At 61.0% G+C, this 16,418-nt stretch carries 16 protein-coding genes; 8 read left to right on the top strand and 8 right to left on the bottom strand.

The window, feature by feature from the left end; all coding sequences use genetic code 11:
• The first annotated feature begins 66 nt into the window (after positions 1-66).
• Complete coding sequence (locus ACIPL0_RS11190) at positions 67-1,530, top strand: glyceraldehyde-3-phosphate dehydrogenase (protein ID WP_400600032.1); 1,464 nt, start codon at positions 67-69, stop codon at positions 1,528-1,530.
• Between the two features lie 739 nt (positions 1,531-2,269).
• Here ACIPL0_RS11190 and ACIPL0_RS11185 read toward each other — a convergent pair.
• The gene (locus ACIPL0_RS11185) at positions 2,270-3,559 is read right to left on the bottom strand and encodes an MFS transporter (protein ID WP_400600030.1); all 1,290 of its coding nucleotides are present in this window, start codon (positions 3,557-3,559) and stop codon (positions 2,270-2,272) included.
• 557 nt (positions 3,560-4,116) lie between these two features.
• Between ACIPL0_RS11185 and sthA the strand changes: the two genes are divergently transcribed.
• Positions 4,117-5,511 carry a Si-specific NAD(P)(+) transhydrogenase gene (gene sthA / locus ACIPL0_RS11180; protein ID WP_400600029.1) on the top strand — a complete coding sequence of 465 codons (1,395 nt, stop codon included), beginning with the start codon at positions 4,117-4,119 and terminating at the stop codon, positions 5,509-5,511.
• Positions 5,512-5,553: 42 nt separating this feature from the next.
• Here the strand turns inward: sthA and ACIPL0_RS11175 are convergent, their stop codons facing one another.
• Positions 5,554-6,276: a glycerophosphodiester phosphodiesterase gene (locus ACIPL0_RS11175; RefSeq protein WP_400600027.1), complete on the bottom strand. Its 723-nt coding sequence runs from the start codon at positions 6,274-6,276 to the stop codon at positions 5,554-5,556.
• Between the two features lie 36 nt (positions 6,277-6,312).
• Positions 6,313-6,900, bottom strand: coding sequence for a PilZ domain-containing protein (locus ACIPL0_RS11170; protein WP_400600235.1), 588 nt, complete (start codon positions 6,898-6,900; stop codon positions 6,313-6,315).
• Between the two features lie 113 nt (positions 6,901-7,013).
• Here ACIPL0_RS11170 and ACIPL0_RS11165 point away from each other — a divergent pair, with 113 nt between their 5' ends.
• The 3 genes from ACIPL0_RS11165 (at position 7,014) to ACIPL0_RS11155 (ending at position 10,266) form a co-directional block, all read left to right on the top strand.
• The gene (locus ACIPL0_RS11165; RefSeq protein WP_400600026.1) at positions 7,014-8,264 is read left to right on the top strand and encodes a lipoprotein-releasing ABC transporter permease subunit; all 1,251 of its coding nucleotides are present in this window, start codon (positions 7,014-7,016) and stop codon (positions 8,262-8,264) included.
• A gap of 7 nt (positions 8,265-8,271) precedes the next feature.
• Entirely contained in the window at positions 8,272-8,955 is a 684-nt protein-coding gene (lolD, locus tag ACIPL0_RS11160; protein WP_400600024.1) for a lipoprotein-releasing ABC transporter ATP-binding protein LolD, read from the top strand.
• A gap of 66 nt (positions 8,956-9,021) precedes the next feature.
• Complete coding sequence (locus ACIPL0_RS11155; RefSeq protein ID WP_400600022.1) at positions 9,022-10,266, top strand: lipoprotein-releasing ABC transporter permease subunit; 1,245 nt, start codon at positions 9,022-9,024, stop codon at positions 10,264-10,266.
• 71 nt (positions 10,267-10,337) lie between these two features.
• Here ACIPL0_RS11155 and ACIPL0_RS11150 read toward each other — a convergent pair whose 3' ends face one another.
• Positions 10,338-11,699 carry a heavy metal sensor histidine kinase gene (locus ACIPL0_RS11150; RefSeq protein WP_400600020.1) on the bottom strand — a complete coding sequence of 454 codons (1,362 nt, stop codon included), beginning with the start codon at positions 11,697-11,699 and terminating at the stop codon, positions 10,338-10,340.
• Positions 11,696-12,376 carry a heavy metal response regulator transcription factor gene (locus ACIPL0_RS11145; RefSeq protein ID WP_400600018.1) on the bottom strand — a complete coding sequence of 227 codons (681 nt, stop codon included), beginning with the start codon at positions 12,374-12,376 and terminating at the stop codon, positions 11,696-11,698. Before ACIPL0_RS11145 ends, ACIPL0_RS11150 begins: the two co-directional genes overlap by 4 nt.
• Positions 12,377-12,526: 150 nt before the next feature.
• On the opposite strand from ACIPL0_RS11145, the gene ACIPL0_RS11140 reads away from it, so the two are divergent.
• Positions 12,527-13,039, top strand: coding sequence for a plastocyanin/azurin family copper-binding protein (locus ACIPL0_RS11140; protein ID WP_400600016.1), 513 nt, complete (start codon positions 12,527-12,529; stop codon positions 13,037-13,039).
• An 86-nt stretch (positions 13,040-13,125) separates the two neighbouring features.
• On the top strand, positions 13,126-13,956 hold the full coding sequence (gene queF, locus ACIPL0_RS11135) for an NADPH-dependent 7-cyano-7-deazaguanine reductase QueF (RefSeq protein ID WP_400600014.1): 831 nt from the start codon (positions 13,126-13,128) through the stop codon (positions 13,954-13,956).
• A 62-nt stretch (positions 13,957-14,018) separates the two neighbouring features.
• Here the strand turns inward: queF and ACIPL0_RS11130 are convergent, their stop codons facing one another.
• Both ACIPL0_RS11130 and ACIPL0_RS11125 read right to left on the bottom strand, forming a co-directional pair.
• Positions 14,019-14,282, bottom strand: a complete 264-nt coding sequence (locus ACIPL0_RS11130; RefSeq protein WP_400600013.1) for a DUF4404 family protein — start codon at positions 14,280-14,282, stop codon at positions 14,019-14,021.
• Between the two features lie 116 nt (positions 14,283-14,398).
• Positions 14,399-15,034, bottom strand: coding sequence for an HAD family phosphatase (locus ACIPL0_RS11125; protein ID WP_400600011.1), 636 nt, complete (start codon positions 15,032-15,034; stop codon positions 14,399-14,401).
• Positions 15,035-15,240: 206 nt separating this feature from the next.
• Here ACIPL0_RS11125 and ACIPL0_RS11120 point away from each other — a divergent pair, with 206 nt between their 5' ends.
• Positions 15,241-15,942, top strand: coding sequence for a VacJ family lipoprotein (locus tag ACIPL0_RS11120; RefSeq protein WP_400600009.1), 702 nt, complete (start codon positions 15,241-15,243; stop codon positions 15,940-15,942).
• Between the two features lie 104 nt (positions 15,943-16,046).
• On the opposite strand, the gene ACIPL0_RS11115 is transcribed toward ACIPL0_RS11120, so the two are convergent.
• Positions 16,047-16,346, bottom strand: coding sequence for a PilZ domain-containing protein (locus tag ACIPL0_RS11115; protein WP_400600005.1), 300 nt, complete (start codon positions 16,344-16,346; stop codon positions 16,047-16,049).
• Positions 16,347-16,418 lie beyond the last annotated feature (72 nt).

The following is a 16,418-nucleotide window of genomic DNA, read 5'->3' as shown; positions in this document are numbered from 1 at the left end:
CAAAAACTCCGGATTGCTCATAAACAAAGGCTTGGGCATAATGTAGTCCCTTTTTTCAGCCCCTACATGTGGAAGGTTCCCGTGACTCAGAAGCCCGACCAGTGTCTTGGTGAATGGATCGACCGTGAAGCCCTCGCCGAGGCGATGATCCCGCTTATCGGTCAGCTCTACCGCAACAACAATGTGGTGAGTTCGATCTATGGCCGCAGCCTGATCAATCGTTCAGTCATCGCGATTCTCAAAGCTCACCGCTTTGCTCGTCATCGCCAGGCCGATGCCTGTGAATTGTCCGTACACGAAACTTTCCCGCTCATCAAAGCCATGAGCGAGCTCAAACTGGGCGCCGCTTCGGTCGACCTGGGCAAGCTGGCGGTCAAGTACAAGGCCGAAAGCAATGGTCGCACTGCCGAGCAGTTCGTCCGTGAAGAAATGGCCGACGTGGTCGGCAAGCAGAACACCGGCGCCCGTAAAGGCACCGACGTGGTTCTGTATGGTTTCGGTCGCATCGGCCGCCTGCTGGCGCGCATCCTGATCGAAAAGACCGGCGGTGGCGACGGCCTGCGCCTGCGCGCCATCGTTGTGCGCAAGGGTTCGGAAAACGACCTGGTCAAGCGCGCCAGCCTGCTGCGTCGTGACTCGGTGCACGGCCCGTTCGACGGCACCATCACCATCGACGAAGCCAACAACACCATCACTGCCAACGGCAACCTGATTCAGGTGATCTACGCCAAGAGCCCGACCGAGGTGGACTACACCCAGTACGGCATCCAGAACGCCCTGCTGGTGGACAACACCGGTGTGTGGCGTGATGCCGACGGCTTGGGCCAGCACCTGCAGTGTGCCGGCGTTGACCGCGTCGTGCTGACCGCTCCGGGCAAAGGCAAGCTGAAGAACATCGTTCACGGTATCAACCACCAGGACATTACCGCTGACGACAAGATCGTTTCCGCGGCGTCCTGCACCACCAACGCCATCGTGCCGGTGCTGAAAGCCATCAACGACAAGTTCGGCATCGTCAACGGCCACGTCGAAACCGTTCACTCGTACACCAACGACCAGAACCTGATCGACAACTTCCACAAAGGCTCGCGCCGTGGTCGCAGTGCCGCGCTGAACATGGTCATCACCGAAACCGGTGCGGCCACCGCTGCTGCCAAGGCCCTGCCTGAGCTGGCTGGCAAGCTGACCGGCAACGCGATCCGCGTACCAACGCCGAACGTGTCGATGGCGATCCTCAACCTGAACCTGGGTACCGCCACCAACCGCGAAGAAGTCAACGAATACCTGCGTCACATGGCGCTGTATTCCGACCTGCACAAGCAGATCGACTTCGTCAGCTCGCAGGAAGTGGTTTCCACCGACTTCGTCGGCTCGCGTCACGCGGGTGTCGTCGATGCCGAAGCGACCATCTGCAACGACAACCGCGTTGTGCTGTATGTCTGGTACGACAACGAATTCGGTTACAGCTGCCAGGTTGTCCGCGTGATGGAAGACATGGCCGGTGTAAACCCGCCTGCATTCCCGAAGTAAGTTGACGGCAGCGGCAAGTCTCAAGCGACAAGCTGCACGCTGAAGCAAAAACGCCCCGACTGGTTCGGGGCGTTTTCGTTTGGGCGATTCATGCCTTTCTAGTGCTGTGGGAGCGAATTCATTCGCGATGCTCTTGTGCATCCAGCAGGTATGCATCGCATGAACCGGCCTCTCGCGAATGAATTCGCTCCCACGGTCGTGCGCCAGGCACAGGGTGTGTGGCGGCTTCGATCCCGCAGCAGTCCGGCTTGCCGGCGGCAGCGACTTCACCGACGCCGTCAATCCTGTAGGAGCGCGCTTGCCCGCGAAAGCATTCGTTCAGCCACCTCGCATCAACCGGCAGAACGGCTTCGCGAGCAGAGCTCCCTCCCACGGTCATGCATCAGGTGCAGGGTGTGTGGCGACTTCGATCCTGTAGGAGTGAGCTTGCTCGCGAAAACATTCGTCCAGCCACCTCGCATCAACCGGCAGAACGCCATCGCGAGCAGAGCTCCCTCCCACAGGATCGCTGTCAGCCACAAGTTTTGTGGATTGTCGCCAAACCTGTAGGCCTTCGCTTGCTCGCGATAGGGTGTGTCAGTCAGCGCGATATTGCCGGGTCTGACGTTTAAGGCAGTTGGCTCCCTTCCACGGTCATGTATCAGGCGCAAAACAAGCACAAACAAAAACGCCCCGAATCAGTCGGGGCGTTTTGCTTTGCTTTTACTCGCGGCTTGAAGCTTACCGCTTGAGGCTGCGTTTAGGCCGTGGCAGCGCCTTGAACGCCGTGCGAGCCTTTGCGGAACAGCACCAGCGTGGCGATCAGGCCCAGCACGGCAGCGCCGCTCAGCCAGATGCCTGGAGCCGCCTTGTTGTTCAGCTCGTGGATCAGGTAGGTACAGGCCGCCGGGGTAAAGCCGCCGAAGGTCGCGGTCGCCAGGCTATAGGCCAGCGAGAAGCCCGTGGTGCGGACTTCGACCGGCATGATCTCGGTCAGGGACACCACCATCGCGCCGTTGTACGAACCGTACAGGAACGACAGCCACAACTCGACCATCAGCAGGTTGCCGAAGCTCGGGTTGGAGGTCAGCCAGGACAGCGCCGGGTAGGCGGTGATGATGGCAAGAATGGTCGCTGCCAGCAGCAGCGGCTTGCGGCCGATCTTGTCCGACACCGCACCCATCACCGGCAGCCAGATGAAGTTCGAGATACCCACGCAGACGGTCACCAGCAGGCTGTCCAGGTCGGACAGGTGCAGTTCGTTCTTGCCGAAGGTCGGGGTGTAGGCCGTGATCAGGTAGAACGACACGGTGGTCATGACCACCAGCGCCATACCGGCAACTACCAGGCCGAAGTTGGAACCGATCGACTTCATCACTTCGCCGATGGACGGGCGATGCTTGCGTGCGCGGGCTTCGAACTCAGGGGTTTCTTCCAGCGAGCGACGGATGATGAAGATGGCCGGAACGATCATGCAACCGACCAGGAACGGCACGCGCCAGCCCCACTGGCTCATGTCTTCCGGGGTCAGCCAGTGGTTCAGACCAACGCCCAGCAGGCCGGCGAAAACCACTGCCGCTTGCTGGCTGGCGGACTGCCAGCTGACGAAGAAGCCTTTACGGCCCGGGGTGGAGATTTCGGCCAGGTAGACCGACACGCCGCCCAGTTCCACGCCGGCCGAGAAGCCTTGCAGCAGGCGTCCGATCAGTACCAGCAACGGCGCCGCGACACCCAGGGTTGCATAGCCCGGTACGAAGGCGATCAGCAGCGTACCCATGGCCATCAGGGCCAGGGTGATGATCAGACCCTTTTTACGACCGTGGTGGTCGATATAGGCGCCGAGGAAGATCGCGCCCAATGGACGCATCAGGAAGCCGGCGCCGAAGGTCGCCAGCGAAAGCATCAGCGATGCGAATTCACTGTCGGCAGGGAAGAATGCTTTGGCAATGGCCGTGGCATAAAAGCCGTAGACCATGAAGTCAAACATTTCAAGGAAGTTGCCGCTGACAACGCGAAATATCGCCTTGCCTTTGCCCGTGTTCGAGGCCATTTGGAAATACTCACTTAATGCGTCTAGCTGGGGGATCCGTTGTATTTATGCGTCCTCTCCTGCGCGATTCGAGCTTGGCCTCAAATCCCACAGATTTGTAACGATATGTGTAAAAGTGGCGAATGGCAATTAAATCGGGCCGCCGTTCGCCCGTGCCCCAGACCGGTGCAAGGGAAAACAATGCGGTGTGATGTCGCGGGGAAAAGGTTCGTCTGAGCAGACGTTGCACCGGTCGATCCGGTATTTGAGAGAAAAGTTGGCTATTTATGGTCGTAAAAAGCGTGCCGATACGCAGAAACATACAAAATCGCAGCTTTTTTCATGATTAGTAACGCCAACGGATTTATCATCCGCAGCAATTCGGCATTTGTCGGCGTCGTGCCGTCCGATGCCCGTAGCGCAGGCGCAATCGGTCGGCGACGCGACCAAGGGTTAATGTTCGCAACGCCGCCGGGCGATTAGACTGCGCCGCGAATTTCGATTCTTCATGCCGCCGGCGCGGCGTGATCCAGCCGGAGACGCCAGCGTGGCGGCTCGGCCTGTTCTAAGGAGTACGCATGGCTGTCTACAACTACGACGTAGTGGTACTGGGTTCCGGCCCAGCGGGAGAAGGCGCGGCAATGAACGCCGCCAAGGCTGGGCGCAAGGTAGCCATGGTCGACAGCCGTCGCCAGGTCGGCGGCAACTGCACGCACCTGGGCACGATCCCGTCCAAGGCACTGCGTCACTCGGTCAAGCAGATCATTCAGTTCAACACCAACCCGATGTTCCGGGCCATTGGCGAGCCGCGCTGGTTCTCGTTCCCGGATGTACTGAAAAACGCCGAGAAAGTCATCGCCAAGCAGGTAGCGTCGCGCACCGGCTACTACGCGCGTAACCGTGTCGACGTATTCTTCGGAACCGGCAGCTTCTCCGACGAGCGCACCGTCGATGTAGTCTGCAACACCGGCGTGGTGGAAAGACTGGTTGCCAACCAGATCATCATCGCCACCGGTTCGCGTCCTTATCGCCCGGCCGATATCGACTTCAACCACAAGCGTATCTACGACAGCGACACCATCCTCAGCCTCAACCACACGCCGCGCAAGCTGATCATCTACGGTGCGGGCGTCATCGGCTGCGAATATGCGTCGATCTTTAGCGGTCTGGGGGTGGACGTCGAGCTGATCGACAACCGCGACCAGTTGCTGAGCTTCCTCGATGCGGAAATCTCCCAGGGCCTGAGCTACCACTTCAGCAATAACAACGTCATGGTTCGCCATAACGAGGAATACGAGCGCGTCGAAGGTCTGGAAAACGGCGTGATCCTGCACCTGAAGTCGGGCAAGAAGGTCAAGGCCGACGCCTTGCTGTGGTGCAACGGCCGTACCGGCAACACCGACAAGCTGGGTCTGGAAAACGTCGGCATCAAAGCCAACGGTCGCGGCCAGATCGAAGTCGACGACGAATACCGCACCAGCGTGTCGAACATTTACGGTGCCGGTGACGTGATCGGCTGGCCAAGCCTGGCCAGTGCCGCCTATGACCAGGGCCGCTCGGCTTCCGGCAAGGCGGTGGACAATGGCACCTGGCGTTTCGTCAATGACGTGCCGACCGGCATCTACACCATTCCGGAAATCAGCTCGATCGGCCAGAACGAACACGATCTGACTCAGGCCAAAGTGCCGTACGAAGTGGGCAAGGCGTTCTTCAAGAGCATGGCTCGCGCGCAGATCTCCAACGAGCCGGTGGGCATGCTGAAGATCCTGTTCCATCGCGAAACCCTGCAGATCCTCGGCGTACACTGCTTCGGCGACCAGGCGTCGGAGATCGTGCACATCGGTCAGGCGATCATGAACCAGCCGGGTGAGGCCAATACTCTCAAGTATTTCGTCAATACCACGTTCAACTACCCGACCATGGCCGAAGCCTACCGGGTTGCGGCATATGACGGTCTGAACCGGCTTTTTTGAGCGGCTCCGGCCGGTGGCCTGAGCCGGCCGGAGAGACCGATTTCAGTAATTCCCGAGCGTGGCGCTGGCCAAACCGGGAAAGTCTGTAATCAGGCTGTCAACGCCGAAGTCGGCGAGTCTGTGCATCAGCGCAGGCTCGTTGACTGTCCACACCGACACATGCAGGCCCTGACCCTGGGCTTTCTTCAAGCGCTCGGGCGTACACAGCGTCCAGTTCAGCGCGAGAATTTCACAGCCGTAGTTCTGCGCGACCTTCAACGGGTCGAGCCAGGCGTATTCGGCCACCAGTCCACGGGAAATGTCCGGGGTCAGCTCTTGCGCCGCGCCCAGTACTTCCCGCGAGCTGGAGGTGATGGTGATCTTGTCCAGCAAGCCATGTTGCTGGGCCAGTTCGCGGATGGCCAGCACGGTAGTGGCCGAGCGGGTGCGTGATGCGCTTTTCACCTCAAGCTGCCAGTGATCGAAGTCGCACTTTGCGAACAGCTCTTCCAGGCGCGGAATCGGGCAGGATTGCACCCAGCCCGGGCCGCCCTTGCGCGCGTCGTAGGTGACTAGTTCGGCGGCGTCATGCTCGATGACCTTGCCGCGGCGGTCGGTGGTGCGTTTCAGCGTCGGGTCGTGGATCACCATCAGCTCGCCGTCGCGAGACAGGTGCAGGTCCAGTTCGCAACGCTTGACCCCGTGTTTGAGACATTCCTGAAAACTGGTCAGGGTGTTTTCCGGTGCTTCGCCTTTGGCGCCGCGGTGGCCGTAGATTAAGGTCACAAATATCCCTCGAATGCGCGTTAAGGCAAAAACGGTTCAGTTCTTTTCAGGGTCGGTCTGTTCGCGGGCGAGCCGTCGTTGGGCGGCTTGTCGTTGCAGGATGTGTCGGGCCAGCAGCTGGCGCTGGGCGTCGGTGAGGTCGATCCATTCGGTACCGATCTCGAAATCGCCGACCCGCAGCGATTTGCACTGCACCACCCGGGCCCGCAGCATCATGCCCGAGGCCTGTGGCATCAGCACCATCTTCACCGACAGCAGCGTGTCGACCGGGTGAGGGCGGGGCGACTCGAACTGCAGGCCGCCTTCGGACATGATCACCTTTTGCGGGGCGCCGAGCTTGCCCAGCACGGTCTGCGCGACGACTTGGCCGAGCAGATCGATACGCTTGCTCATGGCCCGCAGAAAACTGTTGGTGGTGCGGTCGCGGTCGTCCAGCTGGCGCAGCAGGTGTTGTGATTCGAACTCGGCGACGTGCAGTTCGCTGAGGAGATCGAAGAGCGTCGAGGTGTCGCGGTGGGCATGTTCATCAACCGTCCCGGCAGGGGGGATGCGGTTAATTTCCAGTGCGACGGTGTCCTCGATACGGTAGTATTCGCGGCGTTCTTCTTCATCTAATGTCGGCATGGCGAACCCATCGTAGCGGCGGTTGTCAGAGTGATTGCTCAGTGATTCGAGTGTAAAGCCGCTTGCCCAGGCCCGCCACAAGGACGTTCCCATTCCTCCGAACAAGCCCTTACATGTTCAGACCTCTTTTTGTATTCATCGGCACGCGTTATACCCGTGCAAAACGCCGTAACCATTTTGTCTCCTTCATTTCCCTGACCTCCATGATCGGTCTGGCGCTCGGTGTCATCGTCATGATCGTGGTGCTGTCGGTCATGAACGGTTTCGATCATGAGATGCGTACCCGCGTGCTCGGCATGGTGCCCCACGCCACCATCGAAGCCGGCGAGCCGATCAGCGACTGGCCGAGCCTGGCCGAGAAGGTCAAGCAGAACCCGCAGGTAGAAGCGGTCGCGCCGTTCACCCAGTTGCAGGGGCTGCTGACCAACAATGGCAACGTGCAGAAGATTCTGCTCAATGCCATCGACCCGGTTCAGGAGCGGAAAGTTTCGATCATCGACGACTTCATGAAGCAGGGCAGCCTCGACGACCTGACGGCGGGCGGCTTTGGCGTGGTGATCGGCGACAAGGCCGCCAACAAGCTGGGTGTCGGTATCGGAGACAAGGTGACCTTCGTCTCGCCGGAAGTGGTGGTGACGCCGGGCGGCGTGTTCCCGCGCATGAAGCGCTTCACCGTGGTCGGCATCTTCCATGTCGGCGCCGGTGAGCTGGACGGCTATCTGGGCGTGACCAACCTGCAGGACCTCGCGCGGCTGCACCGCTGGAAACCGGACCAGGTGCAGGGGCTGCGCCTGAAATTCACCGATCTGTTCAAGGCGCCGCGCACGGCGTACGAGATTGCGCAGAACCTCGGTGAACACGAGTACTACTCCCGTGACTGGACGCGCACCCACGGCAACCTTTATCAGGCCATCGGCATGGAAAAATCCATCATCGGCCTGCTGTTGCTGCTGATCGTCGCGGTGGCGGCGTTCAACATCATTTCCACGCTGGTGATGGTGGTCAACGACAAGCGCGGCGACATCGCTATCTTACGTACGCTGGGCGCCACGCCGGGGCAGATCATGTGCATCTTCATGGTCCAGGGCACGGTGATCGGCGTGGTCGGCACGGCGATCGGCGCCGGCCTCGGCATTCTGGCGGCGCTGAATGTCAGTGCGGCGATCGCGGCGCTGGAAAAGCTGATCGGCCACAAGTTTCTCAATGCGGATGTCTATTTCATCGACTATCTGCCTTCGCAATTGATGACCGAAGACGTGCTGCTGGTATGCGGCGCGGCGCTGGTCCTGAGTTTCCTCGCCACCCTGTATCCAGCCTGGCGTGCTGCGCGCACCCAGCCGGCGGAGGCGCTACGTTATGAGTGAGTCGGGCATGAGTGATAAAGCTGTACTGAGTTGCCGCAACCTGGGCAAATCCTACGAGGAAGGCCCGGAGTCGGTGGTGGTCCTGTCGGGCCTGCAACTGGAACTGCACGCCGGTGAGCGCGTGGCTATCGTTGGCAGTTCCGGCTCCGGCAAAAGTACCTTGCTCAACCTGCTTGGCGGTCTGGATACGCCGACTCAGGGCAGCGTCTGGCTGGCGGGCGAAGAGCTGTCGGCACTCAATGAGAAGGCTCGCGGACTGTTGCGCAACCGGGCGTTGGGCTTCGTTTACCAGTTCCACCACCTGTTGCCGGAATTCACCGCGCTGGAAAACGTCTGCATGCCGTTGCTGATCGGCAAGACACCGATCCCCGAAGCCCGTCAGCGCGCCACCGCGTTGCTGGAGCGGGTAGGGCTCAAGCACCGCCTGGCACACAAACCGGCAGAACTGTCCGGTGGCGAGCGTCAGCGTGTCGCCATTGCCCGTGCGTTGGTCAACCAGCCGGGTCTAGTGATGCTCGACGAGCCGACCGGCAACCTCGACTCGCACACCGCGCAAGGCATTCAGGATTTGATGCTGGAACTGAGCACGTCGTCGCGCACCGCGTTTCTGGTGGTGACCCACGACATGGCGCTGGCCCGACAGATGGACCGTGTGTGGCGCCTGGAAGACGGCCGTCTGGTCGAGGCGTGATGCAATCCACCCGGCACGGCTCTGGTCAGTGTCGGGTTTTTTACCTTTAGCTACGGTGCTCCACGAATGTTCAGACCGTTATCCATCTTTATCGGCACGCGCTATACCCGCGCCAAGCGCCGCAACCATTTCATCTCGTTCATTTCGATGACCTCGATGATCGGTCTGGCGCTGGGCGTGCTGGCGATGATCGTGGTGCTGTCCGTGATGAACGGCTTTCAGAAAGAAATGAGCTCGCGCATCCTCGGCATGGTGCCCCACGCCGTGATTGCCGGGGTCAAGCCGCTGGATGACTGGCAGCCGGCGGCCAATGCGGCGATGAAGAATCCGCAGGTCACCGCTGCCGTGCCGTTCACCGAAATGGACGGCATGCTCTCCTACAAGGGCTCGATGCAGCCGATCCAGATCAACGGCGTCGACCCGGCGCTGGAATCGAAAGTCTCCATCGTCACCCAGCACATCGTTCAGGGCCGTCTGCAAGACCTGAAGCCGGGCGAGTTCGGCGTGGTCATCGGTGAAATCACTGCGCGCCGTTTCCGCCTGAATGTCGGCGACAAGATCACCCTGATCGTGCCGGAAATCAGCGGCGAACCGGGCGGCATCACGCCACGCCTGCAACGCCTGACCGTGGTCGGCGTGTTCAAGGTCGGCGCCGAGCTGGACGGTTCGATGGCGCTGGTGCATGTCGCCGATGCGGCGGTGATCCAGCGCTGGCAACCGAACCAGGTGCAGGGCGTGCGTCTGGCCCTGACCGATCTGTATGCCGCGCCACAGGTGTCGACCGCCATTGCCGGCGGCCTGGGTGCCGATTACAAGGCCGACGACTGGACCCACACCCAGGGCAGCCTGTTCAGCGCGATGAAGATGGAAAAGACCATGATCGGTCTGTTGCTTCTGATGATCGTCGCGGTGGCGGCGTTCAACATCATCGCCACGCTGATCATGGTGGTGAACGACAAGGGTGCCGACATTGCCATCCTGCGCACCATTGGCGCCACGCCCCGGCAGATCATGACGATCTTCATGGTTCAGGGCACGGTGATCGGTATCGTCGGCACGATCATCGGCGGTGTGCTCGGGGTGATTGCCGCGATCAACGTCAGCCAGTTGGTCGGCTGGGTCGAGCGGGTCACCGGGCAGCACATCTTCACCTCCGACGTGTACTTCATCAGCAACCTGCCGTCGCAGTTGCAGGGCGGTGACGTGGCGTTGATCTGCAGCGCCGGTTTCATCCTCAGCTTCCTGGCGACGATCTACCCGGCCTACCGCGCCGCGCAGATCCAGCCGGCCCATGCGTTGCGGTACGAGTAACGCAATCGCTGGCAGGCCAATTGTGGGAGCGGGCAAGCCCGCTCCCACAGGGAAAGACCGCATGCTGATGCTTATGCGGGCAACTCGATCAAAAACCGCGTCACGCCATCCTGGGATTCACAGCGGATCGTCCCGCCATGGGCATGGATGATCGAGCGAGTGATCGCCAATCCCAATCCTGCATGTTCACCGCCGCCATCCTGACGTGCCGGGTCGGCGCGGTAGAAGCGATCGAACAGCTTTGGCAGGACCTGCGCCGGGATGGTCTTGCCATTGTTTTCGATGCTGATCGACACCCGTTCGCCCGACGTTTTCAGGTGTAACTGCACTTGCCCCTCTGGTGGGGTGTAGCGCAGCGCGTTGTCCAGCAGGTTCGATAGCGCGCGGCGCAGCATGTGGCGGTCGGCGGTGGTACTGGCCTTGCCCTCGCGCATCAGCGTAACCCGGCCTTCCTCGGCCAGCGGCAGGAAAAACTCCAGCAGCGCATCGACTTCGTCGGCCAGCACCAGACGCTGCCGTTCGGGGTTCAGCAAGCCATGCTCGGCCTTGGCCAGAAACAGCATGTCGTTGACCATCTGCGCCATCCGTTGCAGTTCTTCGAGATTGCCCAACAAGGCTTCGCGGTACTCATCGGTATCGCGCGGGCGGGTGAGGGTGACTTGCGTGTGGGTCAACAGGTTCGACAGCGGCGTGCGCAGCTCATGGGCGATATCGGCGGAAAACGCCGACAGACGCTGAAAGGCATCGTCCAGACGCTCCAGCATGGCATTGAACGCCTGACCCAGCCGGGCCAGTTCGACGGGCATGGGAGAATCCGGCAGGCGGGTAGTCAGGGAGCTTGCCGAAACGCTGGCGGCCACTTCACTCATCTCCCGCAGCGGGCGCAAGCCGCTGCGTGCCGCCCAGGCGCCGAGCAGGGCGGTGGCCAGGGCCGAGAGGCCGACCGTCAGCCAGATCAGGTGCTGCATACGTTGCAGAAAGTGCTGGTGGTGGGTGATGTCCAGCAGCAAGGTCAGGCGCGGCGAGCCGGGTTCAGCCGGCCGCAGGCCGACGGTGTAGGCCCGGTAAGCCACGCCGTTGTCGCTGAGGGTGTGCAGGCCCGCGTGAGCGCTGCCACTTACCGGGGTGCCGGAACGGCTGTCGAACCAGAGCGCGCCATCGGCGCCGCTGATTTGCAGGGCAAGGTCGGGGGAATGCGCCAGCTCATTGCGCAGGACCGCTTCACTCTGTTGAAGCTGCCTGGGGCTGGCAACGTCGACCAGTGCTGTGCGTAACCCTGCCAGTTTGCTGTCAAGCAGTTGCTGGTCCAGCTCCAGAAAGTGCGCCTCGCTGGCACGGTTGAACAGCACCCCGGCGGTCAGCGACACCACGGCGGTGCAGGCGGCGAACAGCAGTGCCAGGCGGTTGCCCAGTGAAAGACGGCCGAGCCTCACGGCTGCCGCTCTTCGAGGACGTAGCCCATGCCGCGCACGGTGTGGATCAGCTTGTTGGGGTAATCGTCATCGACCTTCAGGCGCAGGCGGCGAATGGCGACTTCGATGACGTTGGTGTCGCTGTCGAAGTTCATGTCCCAGACCTGTGAGGCGATCAACGATTTGGGCAAGACCTCGCCCTGACGGCGCAGCATCAGTTCCAGCAGGGCGAATTCCTTGGCCGTCAGATCGATGCGCTGGCCGTTGCGCTCGACCCGACGACGCAGCAGGTCCAGGCGCAGGTCGGCCAGTTGCAGGTGAGTTTCCGCAGCGTTGCTGCTGCCCCGGCGCAGCAGCGTACGCACCCGGGCCAGCAATTCGGAGAAGGCGAACGGCTTGATCAGATAGTCGTCGGCACCCAGTTCCAGACCGCGCACGCGGTCTTCGACAGCATCGCGGGCGGTCAGAAACAGCACCGGCATGTCCAGCCCGGCGCCGCGCACGGCCTGGAGGATCTGCCAGCCGTCGCGGCCAGGCAGCATCACGTCGAGAATCAGCAGGGCATAATCGCCGGTCAGCGCCAGATGCTGGCCGCTGGTGCCGTCGGCCACCAGTTCGACGTTGAAGCCGGCTTCGTTCAGGCCCTGACGCAGGTAATGGCCGGTTTTCGCTTGATCTTCGATGATCAGTAATTTCATGGGTGACTCATGTTCGGCAGGTGAAGCTTTATAGCGCGAGCCGCCCGCGCAGGCGACCCACCTGACAAAGTTGTAATCTTGCCGTCAGCCGGATGCCAGTTGGCGCTGGCTAAGGTATGACGATCAACCCGTTACCGAGTGGAGATCCCTATGTTTGCCCGTTTGACCGCTGCTGTCCTGTTGCTGAGTGCGAGCCTGTCGGCGCTGGCGTCCCCCGGCGGGCACTTCGCCTTCGGCCAGCCCGGTGACCCGGCCAAGGCGACCCGCACTGTCGAGCTGACCCTGGGCGACATCTATTTCGAGCCGAAATCGCTGCAGGTCAAGGCCGGCGAAACCGTGCATTTCGTGCTGATCAACAAAGGGCAATTGCTGCATGAGTTCAGCCTCGGCGATGCTTCGATGAATGCGGCGCATCAGCAGGAGATGCTGAAAATGCAGGCCAGCGGCATGCTCACGCCCACGGGCATGAATCATGGCGACATGAGCCATATGGATCATGGCACGATGATGAAGCATGACGACCCCAACAGCGTGCTGGTGGAACCGGGCAAGACCGCCGAACTGACCTGGACCTTCAGCAAGGCCGATAACCTGGAGTTCGCCTGCAACATCCCCGGCCACTACCAGGCGGGCATGGTCGGCAAGGTCGCCGTCAACCCATAAGGCGGAAACGGCGGCAGCCGCCGGGCAAAACCTATAAACTGCGCGGTCTTGATTTTTTACATCCGCTTTCAGGTTCAGGTCACGCCATGCATCCCGCAGCCGAACATTCGCCGCTGGGCAAATCCAGCGAATACATTGCCACCTATACGCCATCGTTGCTGTTTCCGATTCCGCGCACTGCCAAGTGGGCCGAACTGGGACTGACCGCCGAAACGCTGCCGTATCAGGGTGTGGATTTCTGGAACTGTTACGAGCTGTCGTGGCTGCTGCCGTCGGGCAAGCCGGTGGTGGCCATCGGTGAGTTCGCGATTCCGGCGGACTCGCCGAACATCATCGAATCCAAGTCGTTCAAGCTGTACCTGAACTCGCTGAACCAGACGCCGTTCGCCAGTCAGGCCGAGCTGGTCGCGACGCTGGAGAAAGATCTCTCGGCCGCTGCGGGCAAGCCAGTGGGTGTGCGCATTCGTTCGCTCAAGGACATCGAAGCCGAAGGCATCGTCGCTGTGCCGGGCGCGTGCGTCGACGACCTCGACGTGACTATCAACAGTTACGACCATCCGCAGCCCGAGCTGCTGCGTTGCGACACCTCGACCGTAGTGGAGGAGACGCTGCACAGCCATCTGCTGAAATCCAACTGCCCGGTCACCAGCCAGCCGGACTGGGGCAGCGTGGCGGTTGAATACCGTGGCGCGGCGCTGGATCACGCCAGTTTCCTGGCCTACATCGTCAGCTTCCGCCAGCATTCGGATTTCCACGAGCAATGCGTGGAGCGGATCTTCATGGACCTGCAGCGCCTGCTCAAGCCGGAAAAACTCACGGTTTATGCACGTTACGTGCGCCGTGGCGGGCTGGACATCAACCCGTATCGCAGCACCGAAACCCTGACCCTGGAAAACGGCCGGCTAGCCCGGCAGTAGCATGACCTGGCTTGCCAGCGTCAGCGATGTTACCGACGCCAGCGCCGGCAAGCCGGACTTGATCAGATCCCGATATTTCCCAATGTCTGCACGATATTGCGCAGGGTTCCGGCAATGGTGGGGTGTTCGACTTCGAAACGCTCGACGGCCAGGTTCACGCCATCGGCCAGGCTGCTGTCATGGGTCGCGGTCTCCAGGGCGATCTGCGACTGAATCTGCTCCATCAATTCATGCAGGTGCTCGCGCTCTTCTTCCGACAACGGTGGATTCTGGTCCAGTTGCTCGCGCAGGGTGTCGAGTTGTTCTTGCAGTTCGCGGGCAGGCATAAGCGCTTCCTTCTTGAATAGTCTCAGCATGGACAGCGGCGTGTAGGCAAAGGTCCGCTACCCAGTAAGACTAATCCAGTCCAGGGCGTCTTGCATGGATGTGGATCAAACAGCCGTCAGGGTTTTTCGGCTTTCTGCCGGCGCAGGGTGATGTCGGCCAGGCACGAATCCAGTTCACCCAGATGGTCGATCACCGAGTGCGCGCCTGCGGCGTACAGCTCCAGCGTCGCACGACCGCGGCGGCGTTCGCGATCCAGATCGCTCAGTGCCTCCCACTGGCTCGGCGACAGACCGCACAGCGGTCCGCAAGAAGCCAGACCTACCGTCCACAGACCGGCATTGAGCCCGGCCATCAGCAGGCGCGGATCGCCGCTGACCAGCACGCAGCCATCGATCTGGTTGACGTTCAGGCTCATCAGCGCGTGCCAGCAGGCGTCCGGCGCGGGCCAGTGATTGTTCGGGCTGGGCGTTGGCTGGATCAGCCCCTGCACGGGCGCGGCCAACTGGTCGGCGATGACGGTGGGGTATTCATCGATCCAGGCGCAAGGTACGCCCTGATGACGCAGGTTTTTCAAGGCGGTGATCGCCCCCGGCGTGGGCACGGCCCAGGCCTCGGCATCATGGGAGACGAAACCGCTGCCGTCGACGTTGCGCAAGGTGCGAGTCTGCGCGCCGAAATCGACCAGACAGCCACTCAGGCCAAACAGCACGGCGGTGAACGACGGGGCGGGTGCGGCGACGGCGGCGAGCATGAAATTCCCTCTCAAATGGCCATGACGCTACGGGTTTTCCATGACAAAGCGATGACCGTCGGATGACGCCAATGTGCCCATGTTTAACGGAACGTAGAATTCCGTAGGCTTTCGACGACCTAAATCGGCGCAGAACGCTTTATACTCCCGACCTTTGATTTGCGGGCGCAGCGCCCACTTCTTCACTTTGACTGGGAGTCTCAGCTATGCCCGTGACCGGTGCAGGCTTCATCAATCGTCTGGCTCGAACGTGTTTCTGGGCGGGTCTGGCGCTGGTGCCAATGGCGGCGCAAGCGGCCGATGAAGATCCGTGGGAAGGCGTCAACCGCGCGATTTTCCGTTTCAACGACACGCTCGACACCTACGCGTTGAAACCGATTGCACAGGGTTATGAGTTCATCACCCCGCAATTCCTTGAAGATGGCATCCACAACATGTTCAAGAACATCGGGGACGTCACCAACTTCGCCAACGATGTGTTGCAGGCCAAACCGCACGCTGCCGGCGTCGACACGGCACGCCTGATCGTCAACACCACGTTCGGCCTGCTGGGCTTCTTCGATGTGGGCACCAAGATGGGCCTGCAGCGCAACGACGAAGACTTCGGTCAGACCCTCGGTTACTGGGGCGTGCCAAGCGGCCCGTTCGTGATGATCCCGTTCCTCGGCCCAAGCACCGTGCGTGACGGTTTCGCCAAGTACCCGGACACTTACACCCAGCCTTATCGCTACATCGATCACGTACCGACCCGCAACACCGCGTTCGGTGTCAGCGTGGTGGACACCCGCGCCAGCCTGCTGTCGGCAGAGAAGCTGATCAACGGCGACAAGTACATCTTCATCCGCAACGCCTACCTGCAGAACCGCGAGTTCAAGGTCAAGGACGGCAAGGTGGTCGACGATTTCTGATTGCCCTGTCTTTCAAGCGACAGATGATGCAAAAAAGGCGACCTGCGGGTCGCCTTTTTATTTGCAGGAAAGTTTCGAAACTGTGAAGTAGTTCCGTAGTGCCATCACTTCATGGTGAGGATGGTCAGGCCCAGCTTCTGTTCGCCGTCGGCGACGTCAGCCACCCATACCACTTCAGTGTCGGCTTCCAGCCCCTTGAGCGCGGCATGCTCGGACTCGATACGGACGCTGATCCGGTCGCCGACCTTGAACGAGCGGGGCGCCTGTACCTGCATGCCGGAGCTGGATAAATCGACGCACATGGCGGGGATGATCTGGCCGGCGTAGATCAGACTGATGTCCGCGTCGACGCGCATGCGGATGTAATCTCGTTTCTCGGCGTAGTCACGATCGAGTTGGCCCATGGCAGGTCCTTCGTTTTTGTTGCTGAGGTGAAGGTTCTTATAACTCCCGGCGATTTGCGATGTAAAGACACC

This window comes from Pseudomonas sp. NPDC090208 (assembly GCF_044746785.1).
In the GTDB taxonomy this organism is placed as follows: domain Bacteria; phylum Pseudomonadota; class Gammaproteobacteria; order Pseudomonadales; family Pseudomonadaceae; genus Aquipseudomonas.
The sequence above is the reverse complement of the archived record's forward strand: the minus strand, read 5'-3'. Positions and strand labels throughout refer to the sequence as shown.